Origin of the sequence: Geodermatophilus amargosae, from assembly GCF_900116515.1 — a bacterium.
In the GTDB taxonomy this organism is placed as follows: Bacteria; Actinomycetota; Actinomycetes; order Mycobacteriales; family Geodermatophilaceae; genus Geodermatophilus; species Geodermatophilus amargosae.
In genome coordinates this window covers 63,477-82,840 of the sequence record NZ_FPBA01000023.1, presented here as the reverse complement: position 1 = coordinate 82,840, position 19,364 = coordinate 63,477, and the positions used below count along the sequence as shown (strand labels likewise).

Annotated in this window: 20 protein-coding genes; 7 read left to right on the top strand and 13 right to left on the bottom strand. The window is 73.4% G+C overall.

Going from position 1 to position 19,364, the window contains the following annotated elements:
• Positions 1-12 precede the first annotated feature (12 nt).
• Entirely contained in the window at positions 13-1,119 is a 1,107-nt protein-coding gene (locus BM414_RS22825) for an alpha/beta hydrolase (RefSeq protein WP_093583274.1), read from the bottom strand.
• A 134-nt stretch (positions 1,120-1,253) separates the two neighbouring features.
• Here BM414_RS22825 and BM414_RS31500 point away from each other — a divergent pair, with 134 nt between their 5' ends.
• Positions 1,254-1,934: a hypothetical protein gene (locus BM414_RS31500; protein WP_093583272.1), complete on the top strand. Its 681-nt coding sequence runs from the start codon at positions 1,254-1,256 to the stop codon at positions 1,932-1,934.
• Between the two features lies 1 nt (position 1,935).
• Here BM414_RS31500 and BM414_RS29650 read toward each other — a convergent pair whose 3' ends face one another.
• From BM414_RS29650 to fdxA, 3 genes are all read right to left on the bottom strand, one after another.
• Positions 1,936-2,100: a hypothetical protein gene (locus BM414_RS29650; RefSeq protein ID WP_175551749.1), complete on the bottom strand. Its 165-nt coding sequence runs from the start codon at positions 2,098-2,100 to the stop codon at positions 1,936-1,938.
• A 128-nt stretch (positions 2,101-2,228) separates the two neighbouring features.
• A complete protein-coding gene (dapC, locus tag BM414_RS22815) occupies positions 2,229-3,311 on the bottom strand; it encodes a succinyldiaminopimelate transaminase (protein ID WP_281246771.1) in 1,083 nt (360 codons plus the stop codon).
• Positions 3,312-3,343: 32 nt separating this feature from the next.
• A complete protein-coding gene (gene fdxA, locus BM414_RS30370; RefSeq protein ID WP_075012384.1) occupies positions 3,344-3,670 on the bottom strand; it encodes a ferredoxin in 327 nt (108 codons plus the stop codon).
• A 161-nt stretch (positions 3,671-3,831) separates the two neighbouring features.
• Here fdxA and BM414_RS31495 point away from each other — a divergent pair, with 161 nt between their 5' ends.
• Entirely contained in the window at positions 3,832-4,608 is a 777-nt protein-coding gene (locus tag BM414_RS31495; RefSeq protein ID WP_093583268.1) for a GNAT family N-acetyltransferase, read from the top strand.
• A gap of 18 nt (positions 4,609-4,626) precedes the next feature.
• On the opposite strand, the gene BM414_RS22800 is transcribed toward BM414_RS31495, so the two are convergent.
• From BM414_RS22800 to BM414_RS22770, 7 genes are all read right to left on the bottom strand, one after another.
• Entirely contained in the window at positions 4,627-5,019 is a 393-nt protein-coding gene (locus tag BM414_RS22800; protein ID WP_175551748.1) for a hypothetical protein, read from the bottom strand.
• Positions 5,020-5,029: 10 nt separating this feature from the next.
• Entirely contained in the window at positions 5,030-5,929 is a 900-nt protein-coding gene (mshB, locus tag BM414_RS22795) for an N-acetyl-1-D-myo-inositol-2-amino-2-deoxy-alpha-D-glucopyranoside deacetylase (protein WP_093583266.1), read from the bottom strand.
• Positions 5,930-6,119: 190 nt separating this feature from the next.
• The gene (locus tag BM414_RS22790; protein ID WP_245784923.1) at positions 6,120-7,259 is read right to left on the bottom strand and encodes an ABC transporter ATP-binding protein; all 1,140 of its coding nucleotides are present in this window, start codon (positions 7,257-7,259) and stop codon (positions 6,120-6,122) included.
• Entirely contained in the window at positions 7,243-8,304 is a 1,062-nt protein-coding gene (locus BM414_RS22785) for an ABC transporter ATP-binding protein (RefSeq protein WP_093583264.1), read from the bottom strand. The genes BM414_RS22790 and BM414_RS22785 overlap by 17 nt, the downstream gene beginning before the upstream one ends.
• Positions 8,301-9,272 (bottom strand): ABC transporter permease, encoded by a 972-nt coding sequence (locus BM414_RS22780; protein WP_093583262.1) that lies wholly within the window; start codon positions 9,270-9,272, stop codon positions 8,301-8,303. Before BM414_RS22780 ends, BM414_RS22785 begins: the two co-directional genes overlap by 4 nt.
• Positions 9,265-10,188: an ABC transporter permease gene (locus BM414_RS22775; RefSeq protein WP_093583260.1), complete on the bottom strand. Its 924-nt coding sequence runs from the start codon at positions 10,186-10,188 to the stop codon at positions 9,265-9,267. The genes BM414_RS22780 and BM414_RS22775 overlap by 8 nt, the downstream gene beginning before the upstream one ends.
• A 147-nt stretch (positions 10,189-10,335) precedes the next feature.
• Positions 10,336-11,967 (bottom strand): peptide ABC transporter substrate-binding protein, encoded by a 1,632-nt coding sequence (locus tag BM414_RS22770; protein WP_175551747.1) that lies wholly within the window; start codon positions 11,965-11,967, stop codon positions 10,336-10,338.
• A 367-nt stretch (positions 11,968-12,334) separates the two neighbouring features.
• Here BM414_RS22770 and BM414_RS22765 point away from each other — a divergent pair, with 367 nt between their 5' ends.
• Positions 12,335-12,505 carry a CsbD family protein gene (locus tag BM414_RS22765; RefSeq protein WP_093583258.1) on the top strand — a complete coding sequence of 57 codons (171 nt, stop codon included), beginning with the start codon at positions 12,335-12,337 and terminating at the stop codon, positions 12,503-12,505.
• Positions 12,506-12,561: 56 nt separating this feature from the next.
• Here the strand turns inward: BM414_RS22765 and BM414_RS29645 are convergent, their stop codons facing one another.
• The gene (locus BM414_RS29645; RefSeq protein ID WP_175551746.1) at positions 12,562-13,311 is read right to left on the bottom strand and encodes a (deoxy)nucleoside triphosphate pyrophosphohydrolase; all 750 of its coding nucleotides are present in this window, start codon (positions 13,309-13,311) and stop codon (positions 12,562-12,564) included.
• 84 nt (positions 13,312-13,395) lie between these two features.
• Here BM414_RS29645 and BM414_RS22755 point away from each other — a divergent pair, with 84 nt between their 5' ends.
• The 4 genes from BM414_RS22755 to BM414_RS22740 all read left to right on the top strand — a co-directional run bounded on the left by BM414_RS22755 (position 13,396) and on the right by BM414_RS22740 (position 16,958).
• Entirely contained in the window at positions 13,396-13,866 is a 471-nt protein-coding gene (locus BM414_RS22755) for an RrF2 family transcriptional regulator (RefSeq protein ID WP_093583256.1), read from the top strand.
• Between the two features lie 225 nt (positions 13,867-14,091).
• On the top strand, positions 14,092-15,762 hold the full coding sequence (locus BM414_RS22750; protein WP_093583254.1) for a nitrite/sulfite reductase: 1,671 nt from the start codon (positions 14,092-14,094) through the stop codon (positions 15,760-15,762).
• 180 nt (positions 15,763-15,942) lie between these two features.
• Positions 15,943-16,653, top strand: coding sequence for a phosphoadenylyl-sulfate reductase (locus BM414_RS22745; RefSeq protein WP_093583252.1), 711 nt, complete (start codon positions 15,943-15,945; stop codon positions 16,651-16,653).
• Positions 16,654-16,664: 11 nt separating this feature from the next.
• Complete coding sequence (locus BM414_RS22740) at positions 16,665-16,958, top strand: 4a-hydroxytetrahydrobiopterin dehydratase (protein WP_093583250.1); 294 nt, start codon at positions 16,665-16,667, stop codon at positions 16,956-16,958.
• Between the two features lie 84 nt (positions 16,959-17,042).
• Here the strand turns inward: BM414_RS22740 and BM414_RS22735 are convergent, their stop codons facing one another.
• Positions 17,043-19,286, bottom strand: coding sequence for a PhoX family protein (locus tag BM414_RS22735; protein WP_093583248.1), 2,244 nt, complete (start codon positions 19,284-19,286; stop codon positions 17,043-17,045).
• Positions 19,287-19,364: the final 78 nt, after the last annotated feature.

Sequence of the window (19,364 nt, the reverse complement as noted above, 5' to 3'; positions counted from 1 at the left end):
GGCCCGTCGGCCTCAGGTGAGGTTCGCGGGCTCCGCGGCGGGCGCGTCGAGGTGCTCGAGCAGCGCGACGACGAACTCCTGCGGCCGCTCCACGTGCGGTGAGTGCCCGACACCGGGCAGCACCACCTCGCGGTAGGCGCCGCCGGAGGCCGCGTAGCGGTCCAGCACCGCTCGGGTCTGGGTGACCATCGGCTGCGGCGGGCAGGCCTCCGCCCCCGGCCAGCCGGGCACCGCGCCGAGCTGCCCGAGGAAGGCCAGGTCGAACACCGACGTGTCGGAGACGATCGCGTCGGCGTCACCGCGGATCCACAGCACCGGTGGCTTGGCGGGCAGGTCGACGACGCCGGAGACGTCGAACACCGTCGGCGCCATCGTGTTGAGCACCCCGCGGAGCCCCGGCGCCGTGCCCGGCCAGGTGTCGCTGGGCACGGCGTCGCCCGGGTAGTTGTCCTCGCCGGTGCGGGTGGACAGCATCGAGGCGACGAAGACGTCCTCCAGCGCCGGGTCGAGCGGGAGCGAGCCGGGCGCCACGTAGTAGGCCCGCAGGATCGAGCGCGGACTGGTCGCCGAGGCGTCGGTGGTGTCCCCGGCCGCGAGGGCGGCGGCGAACTCCGGGTTGGCCGCGCCCCCGCCCGAGCCCGCGCCGTCGTCGGCCAGCCGCCGGCCCTCGGAGCCGACGGTGCCACCGAACCCGTACGGCGACACGGGCGCCACCAGCGTCACCGAGGCGACCCGGCCCGGGGCGTCGAGCAGGTGCCGCAGGACGACGCCGGCGCCCATGCTCCAGCCGACCAGGTGCACGCGGTCCGGGCCGAGGGCGTCGAGCAGCGCGCCGAGGTCGTCGGCCCAGTCGCCGACCCCGCGGCGGGCGTCGACCGGCAGCGGGTCGGTGTCGCCGTAGCCGCGCAGGTCGACGGCGAGCACCCGGTGCCGGCCGGTCTCGTGCACCGCCAGCAGCGTCTCCTGCCAGAACAGCGCGGAGCTGACGTTGCCGTGGACGAACAGGACCGCCTCGCCGGGGCCCGCGGGGTCGGTGCCGTCCGGGTGCAGCACGTTCTGGGCGAGCCGCGCGGTGGGCACGCGGGTCGCGGAGATCCCGGGCAGCAGGACGTCGGGCATGCAGGTCTCCTGGGAGGGTCGGCGGGGAGGCGGCCGTCACGCTAGCGACCGCGCCCGTCCCACGACACCCGTCCGGCCCTGCCGTTCCCCGAGATCCGGGGTCCTCGCAGGGACCGGACCTACAGTCGCAGGCGATGACCAGCGCACGGACGGCCCCGCCCCGCCGCCCGGCCCCGGCCGCCAGGCGCCCGGCCGCCAAGCGGCCCCCGGCGAAGCGGACCGCGGCCCGGGGTCCCGCGGGGAAGCGTCCCTCCGGCCGCCCCGCGGGCGGCGCCGCTGCGCTGCGCACCTGGTGGCCGGCGTACCTGCTGGCCGTCGTGGTGGTGTTCGCGCTGGCCTGGCGCGCCGACGGGTCCGAGGCCGCCGAGCCCGCGGCGACGACGGGGATCTGCACCGTCCCGGCCACGTCGGTGACCCTGGCCGCCGACCAGTGGGCCAACGCCCGGACCATCGCCGACGTCGCCCGGCAGCGGGGACTGCCCGAGCGGGCCGTCGTCATCGCCCTGGCCACGGCGATGCAGGAGTCGACGCTGCACAACCTCGACCACGGCGACCGGGACTCCCTCGGCCTGTTCCAGCAGCGGCCGTCGCAGGGCTGGGGCACGCCGGCACAGGTGCAGGACCCGGTGTACGCGGCCGGTCAGTTCTACGACCGGCTGGTGCGCGTGCCCGGCTGGGACACGATGCGCCTGACCGACGCCGCGCAGACCGTCCAGCGCTCCGGCTTCCCGGAGGCCTACCAGCGCTGGGACGGCTTCGCGCAGTCGCTGACGGTGGCGCTGCGCTCCGACGACCGCGAGCGCAACTGCGGCTGAGTCAGTGCACCCGGTTGCGGCCCTTGCCGTAGAGCTCGGGGCGGTCGAAGGTCGCCGGCATCCCCGCGGTGCCGGCGAGGCTGCGGTTGCGGTGCAGGTGCGCCTCCACGGCGAGCAGCACGGCGAGGACGGCGACGGGGAACAGCAGGAAGAGCACGAGGAACACGGCAGGGCCTCCGCGACGGGCCGGGCGGACTGCCCGGCGGTGTGCGACCACCGTGTCGCGGTGCCCTTGCAGGACTCTGGCGGAGGACCGACGGCCGCTTGTGGCCGACTGGTGAGGCGGCGGGCGGCTCAGGCGGTGAGGCGTTGCACCGCGGCGTCGATGCGCTCGTCGGTGGCGGTGAGCGCCATCCGCACGTGCCGCGTGCCGGCAGGGCCGTAGAAGGACCCGGGCGCGGGGACGATGCCCAGGCCGGCCAGCCAGTCGACGGTGGTCCAGCAGTCCTCGTCCCGGGTCGTCCACAGGTACAGGCCCGCCTCGGAGTGGTCGATCCGCAACCCCGCGGCGCGCACCGCGGCGGCCAACCGCTCCCGGCGGGCGCGGTAGCGCTCCCGCTGGGCCTCGACGTGCGCGTCGTCGGCGAGGGCGGCGGTCATCGCCGCCTGGACCGGGCCGGGCACCAGCAGCCCGAGGTGCCGGCGCACCTCCCACACCTGCCGGACCAGCGCCGGGTCACCCGACAGCAGCCCGGCGCGGTAGCCGGCCGCCGTGGACTGCTTGGACAGCGAGTGGACCGCGAGCAGCCCGGTGTGGTCCTCCCCCGCGACGGCGGGGTGCAGCAGCGAGCGTGGCTGGACGTCCCAGCCCAGCGTGGCGTAGCACTCGTCGGCGACGACCGGCACGCCGTGCGCCCGGCCCCACGCCGCCCACGTGCGCAGCTCGTCGTCGGACAGCACGCGCCCGTGCGGGTTGCCCGGGGAGTTGAGCCAGACCAGGACGACGCCCGCGGCGTCGTCGGGCGGGGTGTCGGTGCGGCGCACGGCCAGCCCGGACAGGACCGCGCCGACCTCGTAGGTCGGGTAGGCGACCTCCGGGATGATCACGGTGCCCTCGCGTAGGCCGAGCAGCGTGGGCATGAGCGCCACGAGCTCCTTGGACCCGATCGTCGGGATCACCGACGGGTCGGCGGCCAGCGGGTCGGCCACGGTCACGCCGAGACGGCGCCGCAGCCACCCGGCGGCCGCCTCACGCAGCTCCCGGGTGCCCAGGGCCGGCGGGTAGCCCGGGGAGTCCCCGGCGGCGGCCAGCGCCGTCCGCAGCACCTGAGGGGTCTCGTCGACCGGCGTCCCGATGGACAGGTCGACGATCCCGCCCGGGTGCCGCGCCGCGCGGGCCCGGGCGGCCTCGAGGCTGTCCCAGGGGAAGTCGGGCAGCCGGTGGCCGGCCGCCGTCCCCGGGGTGGCCGTCAGTGCCCCTCGCCCTGCGGCGGGAGGGCCGCCACGAGCGGGTGGTCCTTGGCGATCTTCCCGGTCTTGGCCGCACCGCCGGGGCTGCCGAGGTCGGAGAAGAACTCCACGTTGGCGTTGTAGAAGTCCTTCCACTTGTCCGGGACGTCGTCCTCGTAGTAGATGGCCTCCACCGGGCACACCGGCTCGCACGCCCCGCAGTCGACGCACTCGTCGGGGTGGATGTAGAGCATCCGCTCGCCCTCGTAGATGCAGTCCACCGGACACTCGTCGATGCAGGCCTTGTCGAGGACGTCGACGCAGGCCTGGGTGATCACGTAGGTCACGGTGGGTCCTCCCGGGGGACGTGCGGGCAACGGTCCGGCGGCCGGCCGGACACGCGCGTGTCTCACGTCAGTATGGCCCCGCCGGCCGCGGTGAAACGCGACGGGTGGACGCCGCCCGCCCCGGTCGGGGGAGCCCGGGGCGGACCCCGCAGGATCGGGCCATGGGACAGAGCCGCTCGCCCCTCGGTGTCGCCGACCTGGAACGGCTGGCCGCCCGCGGCTGGCGCGGCACCGACGAGGAGCCGCTCGGCGGGTGGCTGCTGCGGGCCGGCGGCGGGTTCACCGGCCGGACCAACACCGCGCTGGTCACCGGCGACCCCGGGCGGCCCCTGCCCGAGGCGGTCGAGGCGGTGACCGCCTGGTACCGCGACCGCGGTCTGCGGCCCGGCGCGGCCCTGCCCGGCGTCCAGGCGCGGCCCGCCGACGCGGCCCTCGCCGCCGCCGGGTGGACCCGCGACGACGACGTCCTCGTGCTCACCGCCCCACTGGTCCCCGGGCCCGCCCCCGCCGTGCCCGTCCAGCTCTCCCCCACCCCGGACGACGGCTGGCTGACCGCCTACCGCCACCTCGGCAACGCGCTGCCGGACACCGCGCGCGCGGTGCTCGTCAACGCCCCCGACGTCGTCTTCGCGGCGGTGCGGCCGGGTCCCGGCGATGCGGCGGTGCGGCCGGGTCCCGGCGATGCGCCGGTCGCCGTCGCGCGGGGCGTGGTCACCGACGACTGGCTGGGCGTCAGCGCGGTCACCGTCGCCGGGGGCGCCCGCCGCCGCGGCCTGGCGACCGCGGTGATGGCGGCGGTGACCCGCTGGGGCGCGGAGCGGGGGGCCCGCTGGGTCTACCTGCAGGTGACCGCGTCCAACGCACCGGCGCGGGAGCTGTACCGGCAGTCCGGCTACGTCGAGCACCACCGCTACCACTACCGGTGGGCGCCGGACTGACGGGCCGCACCCCTGGCGTCAGGCGCGCGGGCCGACCGGCCGGCGGGGCGCGGCGAGCACCTGGCCGACGGCGAACGCGGCGGCCACCACGCCCAGGCCGAGGAAGGCGAGGGTGACCGCACCCAGCCCGCCGCTGCCGACGGCGACCAGGTCGCCCTCCGGCCGGCGCGTGGTGGCACTCACGGCCACCACCAGCCAGACCACGGCCGGCAGCACCGCGACGACGCGGGAGCCGGTCAGCCGCAGCGCGCCCACCACCAGCAGGTAGTTGCCGACGACGGCGACGAGGACCGACAGCGGCACGAGGACGCCGGCCACACGCAGCGGCAGCCAGAACACCTCCACCAGCGCCAGCCAGCCGGCGACCAGCACCGCCGCGAGCGCCGCCAGGACGAGCGAGGCCCGGCTCACGCGTCGCTGGTCACGTGTCGAGGCCGGCGAACAGGTCGTCCTCCCAGCCGTTCGGGGCGTTCCCGGCCGGGCCGCGCTGCCCGCGGACGAGCCGGTAGTGCTCCACGCCGAGCACCTCCTGGCCGAAGTTGTTCGACAGCGCGAAGAACGGCCCGTCGACGGTGATCTGGGTGGCGTGCGCGCGCATCGCGGCGTCCTTGTGGCCGGCGTACGGACGGCCGTCGACGGCGGCGGTCACCGCTTGGTCGGGGACGGCGAAGGGGATGTCGTCGATGTCGCCGAGCTGCTCGAACGGAGCGGCCTGCCCCAGCGACGCCATCGCCTCGGCACCCTCCCGCAGCACCGAGACCGGGGTGCAGCACCAGTAGACCTTGGCGACGTCCCAGGCGTCCCCGAGGTCCGGGCGCCAGTCGGGGTCGGCGGCCCGTTCGACGGCGGCCATCGCGACCCGGTGGGCCTGGATGTGGTCGGGGTGGCCGTAGCCGCCGTTCTCGTCGTAGGTGACCACGACCTGCGGCCGCACCTCGCGCACGACCGCGACCGCGTGACCCACCGCCTCGTCGAGGTCGGCGTTCCAGAACGCGCGCGGCTTGCCGTTGGCCGGCGTCCCGATCATCCCGGAGTCCCGGTAGCGGCCCGGGCCACCCAGGAACCGCCAGTCGGTGACGCCCAGCGCCCCCATGGCCGCCCGCAGCTCGGCGATGCGGTAGCCGCCGAGCTGGTCGGCCTGGTCGGGCGCCAGCTGCGCCAGCTCGGGCACGAGGACCTCGCCCTCCTCACCCAGTGTGCAGGTGAGCAGCGTGACCTGCGCCCCCTCGGCGGCGTAGCGGGCCATCGTGGCGCCGTTGTTGATCGTCTCGTCGTCGGGGTGGGCGTGCACGAGCAGCAGGCGGCGGTCAGCGGAGGTCACGGCTCGAGTCTCGCGCACCCCCGGAGCCCGCCACCGGGGTGTCGGGACCGGCGGCGGACTCGCCGGGGACGCGCACCTGCGGTGTCGTGCCCGAGTGGGCCCCGGCGGGGTCCGCGAAGGGTGCGACGGCAGGGCTCAGCGCTCGCCGGGGACGGCACGTGGCCGCGGTGTCGTCCGGTAGGACGACGGATCACTCGGCCTCGACGGGGACGACCATCCGGGCCTCGGCGAAGTGGCAGGCCGAGGGGTGGCCCTGCCCGCGGTCGACCAGCTGCGGCGGGTCGGTGGCGCAGACGTCCTGGGCCTTCCAGCAGCGGGTGCGGAACCGGCAGCCCGAGGGCGGGTCGGCCGGGCTCGGCACGTCGCCCTGCAGCAGGATGCGGTCCTTCTGACCGCGCAGCGCCGGCTCGTGCAGCGGCACCGACGACAGCAGCGCCTGCGTGTAGGGGTGCGACGGCGACGAGTAGACCTCGTCCGCGGTGCCCTCCTCCACGATGCTGCCGAGGTACATGACCGCCACCCGGTCGGAGATGTGCCGCACCACCGACAGGTCGTGGGCGATGAACAGGTAGGACAGGCCGAGCTCGTCCTGCAGGTCCTCGAGCAGGTTGACGACCTGGGCCTGCACCGAGACGTCGAGGGCCGACACCGGCTCGTCGCAGACGATGACCTCGGGCTGCAGCGCCAGCGCGCGGGCGATGCCGATGCGCTGCCGCTGGCCGCCGGAGAACTGGTGCGGGTACCGGTTGACGTAGTCGGGGTTCAACCCGACGCGGTCGAGCAACTCCTGGGTGCGCTTGAGCCGCCCCTTCTTCGGGGCGACGTCGGCGTGCACCGACCAGCCCTCGGCGACGATGTCGCCGACGGTCATCCGCGGGTTCAGCGAGGCGTAGGGGTCCTGGAAGATGATCTGGACCTCGCGCCGGTAGTCCTTGAGCGCGCGGCCACCCATGCGGGCGACGTCGCGGCCCTTGAAGAAGATCGACCCCGCGGTCGGCTTCTCCAGCGCCACGATCAGCTTGGACACCGTCGACTTCCCGCAGCCGGACTCGCCGACCAGGCCCACGGTCTCGCCGCGGCGCAGCGTGAGGTCGACGCCGTCGACCGCGCGGACGTGGCCCACGGTGCGCTTGAAGACGATGCCCTGGGTCAGCGGGAAGTGCTTCTGCAGGCCGCGGACCTCCAGCAGCGCCTCCCCCATCTCGCCTCGGGCGCCGGTCGCCGCCACCCCGGAGGTGAGCTTGGTCAGGGACGAGTGCTCGTGCTGGCCCGGGACGGGTGCCGGCAGGGACGACGCCGCGGTGGCGCCGTGCTCACTGGGCTGGGACACCCAGCACCTCCTCGCTGTAGTGGCAGGCCGCCTCGCGCCCCGGGACGACCAGCCGCAGCGGCGGGACGTCGGTCGAGCACTCGCGGCCGGGCGCGGCCTCCGCGCCGAGACGGCGTCGGGAGCAGCGCGGGTGGAACGGGCAGCCGCTCGGGATGCGCGCCAGGTTCGGCGGCTGGCCGACGATCGGCTGCAGCCGCCCGCCCTTGGACTCGACCTGCGGCACCGAGCTCATCAGGCCGTCGGTGTAGGGGTGCGCCGGGCGGGTGAAGACGTCGTCGACGGTGCCCCGCTCGACGATCTCACCGGCGTACATGACCGCGACGTTGTCGGCGACCTCGTTGACCACGCCGAGGTCGTGGGTGATGAGGATCAGCCCCATCCCCGTCTCCTCCTGCAGGTCCTTGAGCAGGTCCATGACCTGGGCCTGCACGGTGACGTCGAGGGCGGTGGTCGGCTCGTCGGCGATGAGGATCCGCGGGTCCAGCGCGATGGCCATGGCGATCATGACGCGCTGGCGCATGCCGCCGGAGAACTGGTGCGGGTAGTCGTCGACGCGGCGCGCGGCGGCCGGGATGCGCACCCGGTCCATGAGCTCGACGGCCCGCTTGCGGGCCTCCTTCTTGCCCATCCCCCGGTGCGCCCGGAACATCTCGCCGATCTGGAAGCCCACGCTGTAGACGGGGTTCAGCGACGACAGCGCGTCCTGGAAGATCATCGAGATGCCCGGGCCGCGGATCTTGCGCTGCTCCTCGGCCGGCATCTCGAGCATGTTCCGGCCCTGGAACCAGATGCCGCCGCCGGTGATGACGGCCGGCGGGGTCTCGAGGATCCCCATGATCGCCTGGGCCGACACCGACTTGCCGGAGCCGGACTCGCCGAGGATGGCGAGGGTCTCCCGCGCCGCCAGGCTGTAGCTCACGCCGTTGACGGCGTGCACCGGGCCCGAGCGGGTGCGGAACTCCACGTGCAGGTCGTCGACCTCGAGCAGGGGCGTCCCCTGGTCGGCGAGCTCCGCGGTCGGCTTGGTCAGGTCGAGGTTGGTCATGCGCGCTGCCTCGGGTCGAGGGCGTCGCGCAGGGCGTCACCCATCATCACGAACGCCATCACGGTCAGGGTCAGGATCAGGCTGGGGAACAGGACCAGGTGCGGGGCGCTGCGGATCGAGTCCTGGCCGGCCTCGATCTGCAGGCCCCAGGAGATCGCCGGCCGCTGCAGGCCCACCCCGAGGTAGGTCAGCGTCGCCTCGGCGGCGATCAGGACGCCGATGGTGATGGTCGCGTAGACCAGCACCGGTGCCACCGCGTTGGGCAGGATGTGCCGGACCAGGATCCGCCTGCCCGAGGCCCCCATGGCCCGCGCCGCGGCCACGTAGTCGGAGCTCTTCACCGCGATGACCTGCGAGCGGACCAGCCGCATCGCCGTCATCCAGCCGAACAGCGCCAGCGCGATGGCGACCGCCCCGGGCCCCCGGCTGTTGATGATCGGGATGTCGGTCGAGGGGCCGACGCGCAGCAGCACCAGGGCACCGAGGATCAGCGGCAGCGCGTAGAAGATGTCGGCCAGCCGGGACAGGATCCCGTCGGTCACGCCGCCGTAGTAGCCGGCGATGGCCCCGACGGCGACCCCGAGCACCAGCACGACGAGCACCGCGGTGACGCCGATGATCAGCGAGCTGCGGGCGCCGTAGACGACGTTGGCCAGGTAGTCGCAGCCCTGCTGGTCGTAGCCGAACCAGTGCTGGGCCGACGGCAGGGCCTTGGAGTTGGCCAGGTCGCAGGCGCGCGGGTCGACGCCGCGGGCGAACACCTGCGGGACGATCGCCATGACGAGGAACAGCACACCGAGGACGGCGCCGATCCAGAACAGCGGGTTGCGCTTGAGCTCGCCCCAGGCATCGCTCCAGAGGCTGTTCTGCCGGTCGCTGGTGACGTCGACCGACGGGCTCGCCAGACCGGTGGTGGTGCCGGCCTCGACCTCGTCCTTGCGCAGGTCCAACTGCTGCTGGTCAGTCATAGCGGATCCTCGGGTCGAGGACGGCGTACAGGACGTCGACGACCAGGTTGAAGAAGATGAAGAAGAACACCATCAGGGTGACGATGCCGACGACCACGGCGCCCTCCTGGGCGCGGACCGAGTCGAAGACCTCCCGCCCGATGCCGGGCAGGTTGAAGACGGACTCGGTGACGATCGCCCCGCCGAGCAACGCGCCGATGTCCGCGCCGATGAAGGTGACTACCGGGATCAGGCTGTTGCGCAGCGTGTGCCGGACGATGACCGTCCGGTTGGGCAGGCCCTTCGCCCGCGCGGTCCGGACGTAGTCCGCGCGCAGGTTCTCGGCAAGGCTGGTGCGGGTCAGCCGGGCGACGTAGGCCAGCGATCCGGAGGCGAGCACCAGGCCCGGGAGGATGTAGCTGTAGATGCCCTCGCGGGTGCCGGCGATGGGGAACCAGCCGAGCTTCAGGCCGAACAGCAGCTGGGTGAGGAACGCCAGCACCAGGATCGGGATCGACACGACCAGGGTGGTCGAGACGAGCACCAGGTTGTCGAAGAAGCTGTTGCGCCGGATGCCGGCCAGCACGCCGGCGGTGAGGCCGATGACGGCCTCGAGCACGATCGCGACGATCGTCAGCTTGACGGTGACCGGCAGCGTCCGCTCGATCGTGTCCAGGACCGGCCGGCCGCGGAAGTCGGTGCCGAGGTCGCCGGAGAACAGACCCCGCACGTACTCCCAGTACTGCACGTAGAGCGGGTCGTCGAGGTGGAACTGCTCGCGGAGCACCTCCACCACGGCCGGGGACAGGGGGCGGTCGCCGCCGAGGGCGCGGATGGGGTCGCCCGGCAGGGCGTAGACCATCGCGAAGATCAGGAAGGACGCGCCGATCAGTACCGGGATGGTGAGCAACAGGCGGCGCGCGACGTAGCGGCCCATGGTCCCCCTCGGGGTGCGGAGTGCCGCCGGAGGTGTCGGCGGCACCGGTGTCCATCGTGCTCGTTGGGGTCCGCACGCGCCGCCGGGGGCGACTGTCCGAGTCGGACAGGCGCCCCCGGCGGGTGGTGCAGACTCTGCGAGGTGAGGTCAGCCGTTGACGGTGACCTCGGAGACGGCGACCCGCTGGAACAGGTCCAGCCGGACGTTGCTGACGTTCTCCGTGTGCACCGACTGGATCTCGGTGAAGAACATCGGCGCCATCGGCATGGCCTCGGCGATGATGTCCTCCGCCGCCTGGTAGTCGGTGATGGCCTCGGCCTCGTCGGTGGCCTGGTCACCCTGGGTGATCAGCTCCTGGACCTGCGGGTCCGTGTAGAAGCTGTAGTTCGAGCCCAGCGGAGGCAGGGCCGCCTCGGTGAACAGCGGGGTCAGGTAGCTCTCCGCGGCCGGGTAGTCGAAGCTCCAGCCGTAGCGGAACGGGCCGGTCCAGCCCTGCGCCTCACCGAGCGGCAGGTACTCCGAGAAGTCCAGGTTGCCCTGGAGGACGTACTCGACGCCGAGGTTCTGGCGCAGCTGGTTGCCGACGGCCTCCATCCAGGCGTCGTGGCCGGCACCGGCGTTGAACCACAGGTCGACCGGCTGACTGCGGTCGAAGCCGGCCTCGTCGAGCAGCTGGTTGGCCCGGTCGACGTCCAGCTCGCAGTAGGTGCAGCTGCCCTCGCGGTAGCCGTCCACGACCGGCGCGATGAAGGAGTCGGCCGGCGCACGGGTACCGGAGAAGATCGCCTGCGAGATCGCCTCACGGTCGACGGCCATCGAAATGGCCTGGCGGACCCGCGGGTCGGCGAAGCGCTGGTCGTAGGTCGGGAAGCCGAGGTAGGTGATCTGCGAGGACTCGGTGCGGATGAAGCCCTCGCCGAACTCGCTCTCCGCCGACTCGATGACGTCGGGCGGGATGACGTCGATGATGTCGACGTTGCCGGCCTGCGCGTCGTTGTAGGCGGTGTTGACGTCGGCGTAGACGCGGAACTCGACCGAGTCGGCCTGGGCGATGTCGTCGCCGGCGTAGTCGTCGTAGCGGGTCAGCGTGATGCCCTCACCCGGGACGAAGTCCTCCTCGGCCTGGAACGGGCCGTTGCCGATCGGACGGGTGCCGAAGGCCGCCGGGTCGTCGTAGAAGGACTCGGGCAGCGGGTAGAAGCTGTTGTAGCCGACGACGGACGGGAACAGCGCGAACGGCTGCGACAGCTGGACCGTGAAGGTCGTGTCGTCGACGACGGCCAGGCCGGTCATCTCGGTCGCGGCGCCGTCCTGCAGCTCCTGGTAGCCGGCGATGCGCGAGAGGTAGGAACCCGCGTCCTGGGCGTTCTGCGGGTTGGCGGTGTAGTTCCACGCCCGCACGAAGGACTCGGCGTTGACGGGGGTGCCGTCGTGGAACGTCCAGCCGTCCTTGAGGGTGACCGTCCAGTTCTGGTTGTCGTCGGACTCGATGGACTCCGCGACACCGGTGAAGTCGACCTCGCCCTCCTCGGTGAACTTCACCAGGCCGGTCCACAGGGCGTTGACGACCTGGTCACCCTCGGACTCGGTGGTGTCACCGGGGACGAGCGGGTTCTCGGGCTCGCCGATGTACATGCTGAAGGTGCCGCCACCCTCGCCGCCACCGCCACCGTCACCGCCACCGTCACCGCTGTCGTCGCCGCCGCCACAGGCGGACAGCAGCAGCGCACCGGACAGGCCGGCCGCCAGGAGCGCCGACCGGCGCTTGCTCAACTTCACGTGCGATGCCTCCCTCGTCCCGCGTCTGCGGGGGGAACGGACTGGTCTGCGTGCCGGGACACTGCGCACCCGGGCGCACTGGCCGGGCGCCGGCGCCCCCCAGGTGAACTCCACGGAACGGACCCGGAACGCCGTGGCGACCCTAGGCACGCGTGACGGAGACCGTCCACGTCCGCAACCGATTTGTGACCGAGGCTCACGACCACCGTCCGCGTACCTGCAACAGCGACGGTCGACCCAGCCGCGGACCGCACGAGTTGCGGTCCGCAGTCGTTCACCCCGGAGGACTTCCGCCACGCGGGCGACCCGGGTGTAGTGACCCTACGCCCGGGTAACCGCCGGTGAGCCACAGGGAGAGGAGCTCACCATGAGCGGCATCGACAAGGCGAAGAACAAGGCCCAGGAGCTGGCGGGCGAGGGCAAGGAGCGCGTGGGCGAGGCCACGGGCGACCGCGACCTGCAGGCCGAGGGCGCCAACGACAAGGCCGCCGGCAACCTCAAGCAGGCCGGCGAGAAGGTCAAGGACGTCTTCAAGTAGGCCTCCCAGCACGTCACCAGGGCGCCGTCTCCACCGGGGACGGCGCCCTGGCCCGTTCAGGGGCGGGCGAGCAGCGCCCTGACGGCGGGCAGCAGGGGGCGGTCGGCGGCGATCCAGTCCAGGCCGTCGAGGTCCGCGGTCCGCACCCACCGCAGCTCGCGGTGCTCGCGGGCCACCGGCTCGCCGTCGGCCAGCCGCGCCGCCCAGACGCGCAGGGTCGAGGCCCCCGGGGCACCGCCGGCCACGGAGCCGTCCAGCGGCACCTCGCCGAGGAACTCCGCCGGCGCGACGACGACCCCGAGCTCCTCGGCGCACTCGCGCACCAGCGCGGCGAGGTGGTCCTCCCCCGGCTCGACCTTGCCGCCGGGGAACTCCCACAGGCCGGCCAGCGGCCCGGAGCCGCGCTGGGCGACCAGCACCCGGTCGCCCCGGACGACGGCGGCCCCCACCACCTGGACGACGTCGAGGGCGCGCACCGCGGCCGCGGCGGCGTAGCTGTCCAGGTGCCGGCGCATGGCGCGCCTGACCCGCCGGCGCAGGACCGTCCGGTCGACCAGCCCGCCGAGCCCGCTCTCCCAGTCGACCTGCTCGTCGACGACGGTGCCCGTGGCGGTGGCGGTGAACCACCGCTCGTGGGTCAGCCGGCGCCGGCCGCGGCCGGGTCCGGCGGCGTACAGGTCGCGCACCGGGCGGACCGACTCGACCTCCTCCAGCGGGAACGGCCACGGGCGGCCGAGGGCCCGCGCGACGTCGAACGCCACGGTCAGCGGCGCCGCCACGACGGTGGTGAAGCGCAGCCGGTACACGCCGTCACCCTCGCAGACCGGGCAGGATGGGTCCCTGCAGGCCTCGGCAGCGGAGCCTGAGCGGCCTCGGCAGAAGGGATCACCGTGCGCATCACCGCCCGGGTCGACTACGCCGTCCGCGCGGCCGTGGAGCTGGCCGCCGCGGCGCCGGGCGCTCTGACCTGCGACCGCATCGCCACCAACCAGGGACTCCCCTCGCGCTTCCTGCAGGGGATCCTCGGCGACCTGCAGCACGCCCGGCTGGTGACCAGCCAGCGGGGCCGGGAGGGTGGCTACCGCCTCGCGCTGCCGCCGTCGGAGATCTCGATCGCCCGGGTCATGCGGGTGGAGCAGGGCTTCCTCGCCGAGGTGCACGGCCAGCGGCCCGAGGACGTGAGCTACCCCGGCGCCGCGGAGGACCTGGCCAGCGTGTGGGTCGCCGCCCGCGCCGCGTACCGGCGCGTGCTCGAGGAGGTCACCCTCGCCGACGTCGTCGCGGGGAAGCTGCCGGGGCACGTCGCCGAGCTCGCCGCCGTCGAGGGCGCCTGGCGGTCCTTCGGCGACGCCCCCTCCTGAGCGCACACCGGCCGGCGCCCCGCGTGTGAGACCATCGGAGGCGTGACGGATCGCGGCAGTCTGCTCGTCGCGCGTCTGCACATCGACCTCGCCCTCGTCAGCAGCGCCGCCTGTCGCGCCGCGCGCTGACCACCAGTCCTCCCCCGCGGTGTGAGCCGCGACCCGACCTGGCAGCGCCCCCGCGCCTGGGCGAACCGGCGTGGACGACGCAGGAAGTAGTGCACCGTGTCCGCTCCTCCCCGTTCCAGCCGGCCCGTCCGCGGCCAGGGCCAGTGGGCGCTCGGCTACCGAGAGCCGCTCAACCCGAACGAGCGGATGAAGAAGGACTCCGACGGGCTCGAGGTCCGTCAGCGGATCCTCGACATCTACTCGAAGACCGGCTTCGACGGCATCGACGCCGGTGACCTGCGCGGCCGGATGCGCTGGATGGGTCTCTACACCCAGCGCGCCCAGGGCATCCCCGGTGGCAAGACCGCCGTGCTGGAGCCGGAGGAGCTCGAGGACTCCTACTTCATGATGCGGGCCCGCATCGACGGCGGGCAGCTGACCAGCGAGGCGCTCCGGGTCCTCGGCGGCATCAGCACCGAGTTCGGCCGCGACGTCGCCGACGTCACCGACCGGCAGAACGTCCAGTACCACTGGATCCGCATCGAGGACGTGCCGGAGATCTGGCGGCGGCTCGAGTCGGTCGGCCTGAGCACGATGGAGGCCTGCGGGGACGTGCCGCGGGTGATGCTCGGCTGCCCGCTCGCCGGGATCCTCGAGGACGAGGTCCTCGACGCCACCGACGTCATCGCCGAGACCGTGGCGAAGTACGTGGGCAGCCCCGAGTTCAGCAACCTGCCGCGCAAGTGGAAGACGTCGATGTCGGGCTGCGTCGACCACTGCACCGAGCCCGAGATCGACGACGTCTCCTTCGTCGGCGTGGTGAACGAGGCGGGCGAGGCCGGGTACGACCTGTGGGTCGGCGGCGGCCTGTCCACCAACCCGATGTTCGCGCAGCGGATCGGCGTCTTCGTCCGGCCCGACCAGGTCACCGACGTGTGGGCCGCCTGCACCTCGGTCTTCCGCGACTACGGCTACCGGCGGCAGCGCAACCGCGCCCGGATCAAGTTCCTGATGGCCGACTGGGGCCCGGAGAAGTTCCGCCAGGTGCTGCAGGACGAGTACCTGCGCGAGGCGCTGCCCGACGGCCCGGCGCCCGCCCCGGCGAAGCACGACCAGCGCGACCACGTCGGCGTCTCGAAGCAGAAGGACGGCCGCAACGCCGTCGGCTTCGCGCTGCGCACCGGCCGGATCAGCGGCTCGTTGCTCACCACGATCGCCGACCTCGCCGACGAGTACGGGCAGGGACGCATCCGGACGACGACGCAGCAGAAGCTGGTCATCCTGGACGTGCCGGACGAGCGGGTCGAGGACCTCGTCGAGGCCCTGGCCGCGCACGACCTGCAGGTGCGCCCGAGCGCGTTCCGCCGCGGGACCATGGCCTGCACCGGCCTGGAGTTCTGCAAGCTCGCGATCGTCGAGACCAAGCAGCACGCCCAGGACCTCTACGCGGAGCTGGAGAAGCGGCTGCCGGAGTTCGACACCCCCATCGGGATCAACGTCAACGGCTGCCCGAACAGCTGCGCCCGGTTCCAGACCGCCGACATCGGCTTCAAGGGCTCGATGGTCCGCGACGACAACGGCGAGATGGTCGAGGGCTTCCAGGTACACCTCGGCGGCCACCTCGGCGTGGAGGCCACCTTCGGCCGCAAGTTCCGCGGCCACAAGGTGACCAAGGCCGAGACCGCCGACTACTGCGAGCGGCTGCTGCGTGGGTTCCTCGAGCGGCGCACCCCCGGCGAGTCCTTCGCCCACTACGTCTCCCGCGCCGAGGAGGCCTGGTTGCTGTGACGGAGCTGCTGTGACGGAGGAGGATGCGTCCCCGACGGGAAGGCAGCGCCAGTTGCCGGTGTTCCACTGCCCGTACTGCGGGGACGAGGAGCTGACCCCGCACGGGGACGGGGGCGAGTGGCACTGCGCCGCGTGCCTGCGGACCTTCACCGTCCGGCTCACCGGGACAGGAGTGCAGGCATGACGACCGCCGTCCGTGCGACGCCGGAGCTCGCGGCCGAGGCCGACGCCCGCTTCGAGGGCATCGCCGACCCCGTCGAGCAGGCCCTCGCCGTGCTGCAGTGGGCCGGGGAGACCTTCGGCGACGACTTCGCCGTCACCTCGTCGATGGCCGACGGGCTGCTCGCGCACCTGGCCTCCCGGGCGGTCCCCGGCGTCAACGTGGTCTTCCTCGACACCGGCTACCACTTCGCCGAGACGATCGGCACGCGCGACTGGCTCAGCAGCGTCCTGCCCATCACCCTGGTGAACGTGACGCCGCCCCTGACCGTCGCCGAGCAGGACGCCGAGCACGGCCCGGCGCTGCACGACCGCGACCCGGACCTGTGCTGCTCGCTGCGCAAGGTCCAGCCGCTGGCCACCGCGCTGGCCGGCTACGTCGCGTGGGGCTCGGGTGTCCGCCGCGACGAGGCGGCCACCCGCGCGGGCACGAGGGTCGTCGACTGGGACGCCAAGCGCGGGATGGTCAAGGTCAACCCGCTGGCGGCCTGGACCCAGGACGACGTCGACGCCTACATCGCCGAGCACCAGGTGCCGGTGAACCCGCTGCAGGAGATCGGCTACGCCTCGATCGGCTGCGCCCCCTGCACCCGCCCGGTCGCACCCGGCGAGGACGCGCGCGCGGGACGCTGGGCCGGCCGCGGCAAGACCGAGTGCGGCCTGCACCTCTAGGAGCGCCCGACGTGCCCCGGCCCCCGCGCCTGTCCCCCGACGAGGTCACGGCGGGCCTGCGCGCCCTGCCGCTGTGGTCCGGGGACGTCGACGGCCTGCACCGGACGGTCCAGCTGGCCTCGTTCCGGGCCGCGGTGGCGCGCATCGTGGCGATCGCCGACGTCGCCGAGGAGTTGGACCACCACCCCGACGTCGACCTACGCTGGCGGACGCTGCACCTGACGCTGGTCAGCCACTCCGAGGGTGGCGTGAGCGCCCTCGACCTCGAGCTCGCCCGCCGGATCGACGAGCTGCTGCCCGCCTAGCGACGGGCCGGCGCGGGGATCGCCCGACACCGGCCCGTCGCTCACACCGGCCCGTCGCTCACACCGGCCCGTCACTTACACCGGCTAGGCGCCGACGCGGCCCCCGTCGTGCCGGAAGGCGACCGCCACACTGGGCCGGGGGAAGGGCCGGACAGCGAGCCGGTCGGGCCAGACGCTGGAGGGCGTGTCCCGGGTCGAGCCGGTGGTCTCCCCCGGGTGCTGGACGGACACGAAGACCGAGCGGCCGTCCTCCGGGATGAGCGGGCCACTGCACTCGGCGCCCAGCGGGACGGTCAGGAACGCCTTGAGGTGGCCACGCTCGGAGCCTTCGACCGGGACGGCGAACAGCCCGTCGTTGGTGCCGGCGACCGTCCCGGCCTCCTGGTTGCGGGTGGAGAGCACGTTCCCGTCGGTGGAGATCCACAGGTTGCCCGCGTGGTCGAACTCCAGGTTGTCCGGGCAGGAGATGGCGCTCACCTGCGACTTGTCGTACCCGGCGAAGTAGGTGCCCGGGTCCTCGGGATCGCCGGCCAGGAGGAAGACCCGCCAGGTGAAGGTGTCCCCGGCGATCGAGCCGGTCTCCTCCCACTCGATGACGTGGCCGTTGCGGTTGCCCGCCCGCTCCTCGTAGGTGCCCGACCCGGTGTCGAAGGCGAACGACCGGGTCAGCGGGTTCGCCTCGTCCGCGCCGGGGCGTCCGCCCGCACCGGTGCGGTTGGAGTTGTTCGTGAGCGCGGCGTACACCCGCCCGTTCACCGGGTTGACCTGGATGTCCTCGGGCCGGTCCATCCGCGTGGGCACCTTCGAGGCGTCCACGACGACGGGGGCAGCCGGGTCGGGGAAGTCGCCGGCGGCGTCCAGCTGCTTGCCGAGCCGGTCGGCCGCCAGCCGGGTGAAGGTGAGCACCCAGGCGACGTCCTTGCCCGCGATCATGGACCGCCCGTCCTCCACCAGCGGGACCCAGGTGCCGGTGCCGTCGAACTCGCCGTCCGAGGGCAGGCGGCCGCTGCCGTCGATCTCCGCCGCCGGCGAGTCCCCGGTGAAGCGGGCGACGTAGAGGTCGCCCTCCTCCAGCAGCGTCATGTTGTGCGCGCGGGCACGGTGGCCCCGGCCCGCGTCGAAGCGCCGCTTGGAGACGAACTTGTAGACGTAGTCGAACCGCTCGTCGTCGCCGGAGTAGGCGACGACCCGCCCGTCCTCGGCGATCTGGATGTTGGCGCCCTCGTGCTTGAACCGCCCCAGCGCGGTGTGCTTCCGCGGCGTCGAGGTGGGGTCGTGGGGGTCGACCTCGACGACCCAACCGAAGCGGTTGACCTCGTTGGGCTCCCGGGACAGGTCGAAGCGGGGGTCGACCGTCTCCCAGCGGCGGGTGGGGGCGTCCTCCGCGCTGACCCCGTAGCGACCCAGTCGCGGCTCGGCCGGGTTCTCCGTGATCGGAGCGGAGGTGCCGAAGTACTGGTTGAAGTTCTCCTCGCCGTGCAGGGTCGTCCCCCACGGGGTGATGCCACCGGCACAGTTGTTGAGCGTGCCCAGGACGGTCCGGCCGGCCGGGTCGGCGCTGGTGCGGAGGTACTGCGACCCGGCCGCGGGCCCGGTGAGCCGGAAGGGCGTGGCGGTGGTGATCCGCCGGTTGCGGTCGAGCTGGCGCGTGGGCTGCCAGATGCCCGAGTTCCCCGACCGCTTGACCTGCACGACGGAGATGCCGTGCGCCATCATCGCGACGCGCTTCTGCTCGTCGGTGATGTCCCCCGCGCCCTCCTCGTCGGCGACCCCGCCGAACATGAGCTGCTCGTCGGTGTACTCGTGGTTGACCACCAGGAGCGCCCTGTTGCGGTTCAGCGGGAGGAAGCCGATGAAGTCGCAGTTGTAGCCGAACTGCTTGGCCTGGGCGTCCGGCGTCTGGGCGTCGACGTCGAAGGGCGGCGCCCCGTCCTCGACCGGGTCGCCCCAGCGCATGACCACCGCGTAGCCGTAGCCGGCCGGCACGACCAGCTCGTCCAGGAAGTTCTGCTGCACGGGCTGGAAGGTCAGCGCTCCGTCCGTGCCCGGGCCGCCCCGGGGGTGCCCGGGGGTCGCGGCGGCCTCCTGGGGGAACAGCGGCGCGGCGGCGACGACGAGCGCCCCCGTCCCGGCCACCTTGAGGAGGGTGCGGCGGCTGAGCGAGGCCTGCACCACCGACTCGAACGTCGGGTTGTCGGTCTTGTTGGGGACCGGGGCGTCGCAGGCGTTGCCGCACTTGTAGTGGCAGGTCACGTGACTGCGGGAGCTGTGCCGCACCTGGTTCAGCAGCGGCAGTAGACGGCGGCGGGGGCCGGCGAGGTCCGTCATCGGGATCCTTCGGACGGGTGACAGGGCTCCCGAACGCTAGGCAGCCGACCGCCGTGATCAGGTGGCCGAGAGGTGAAA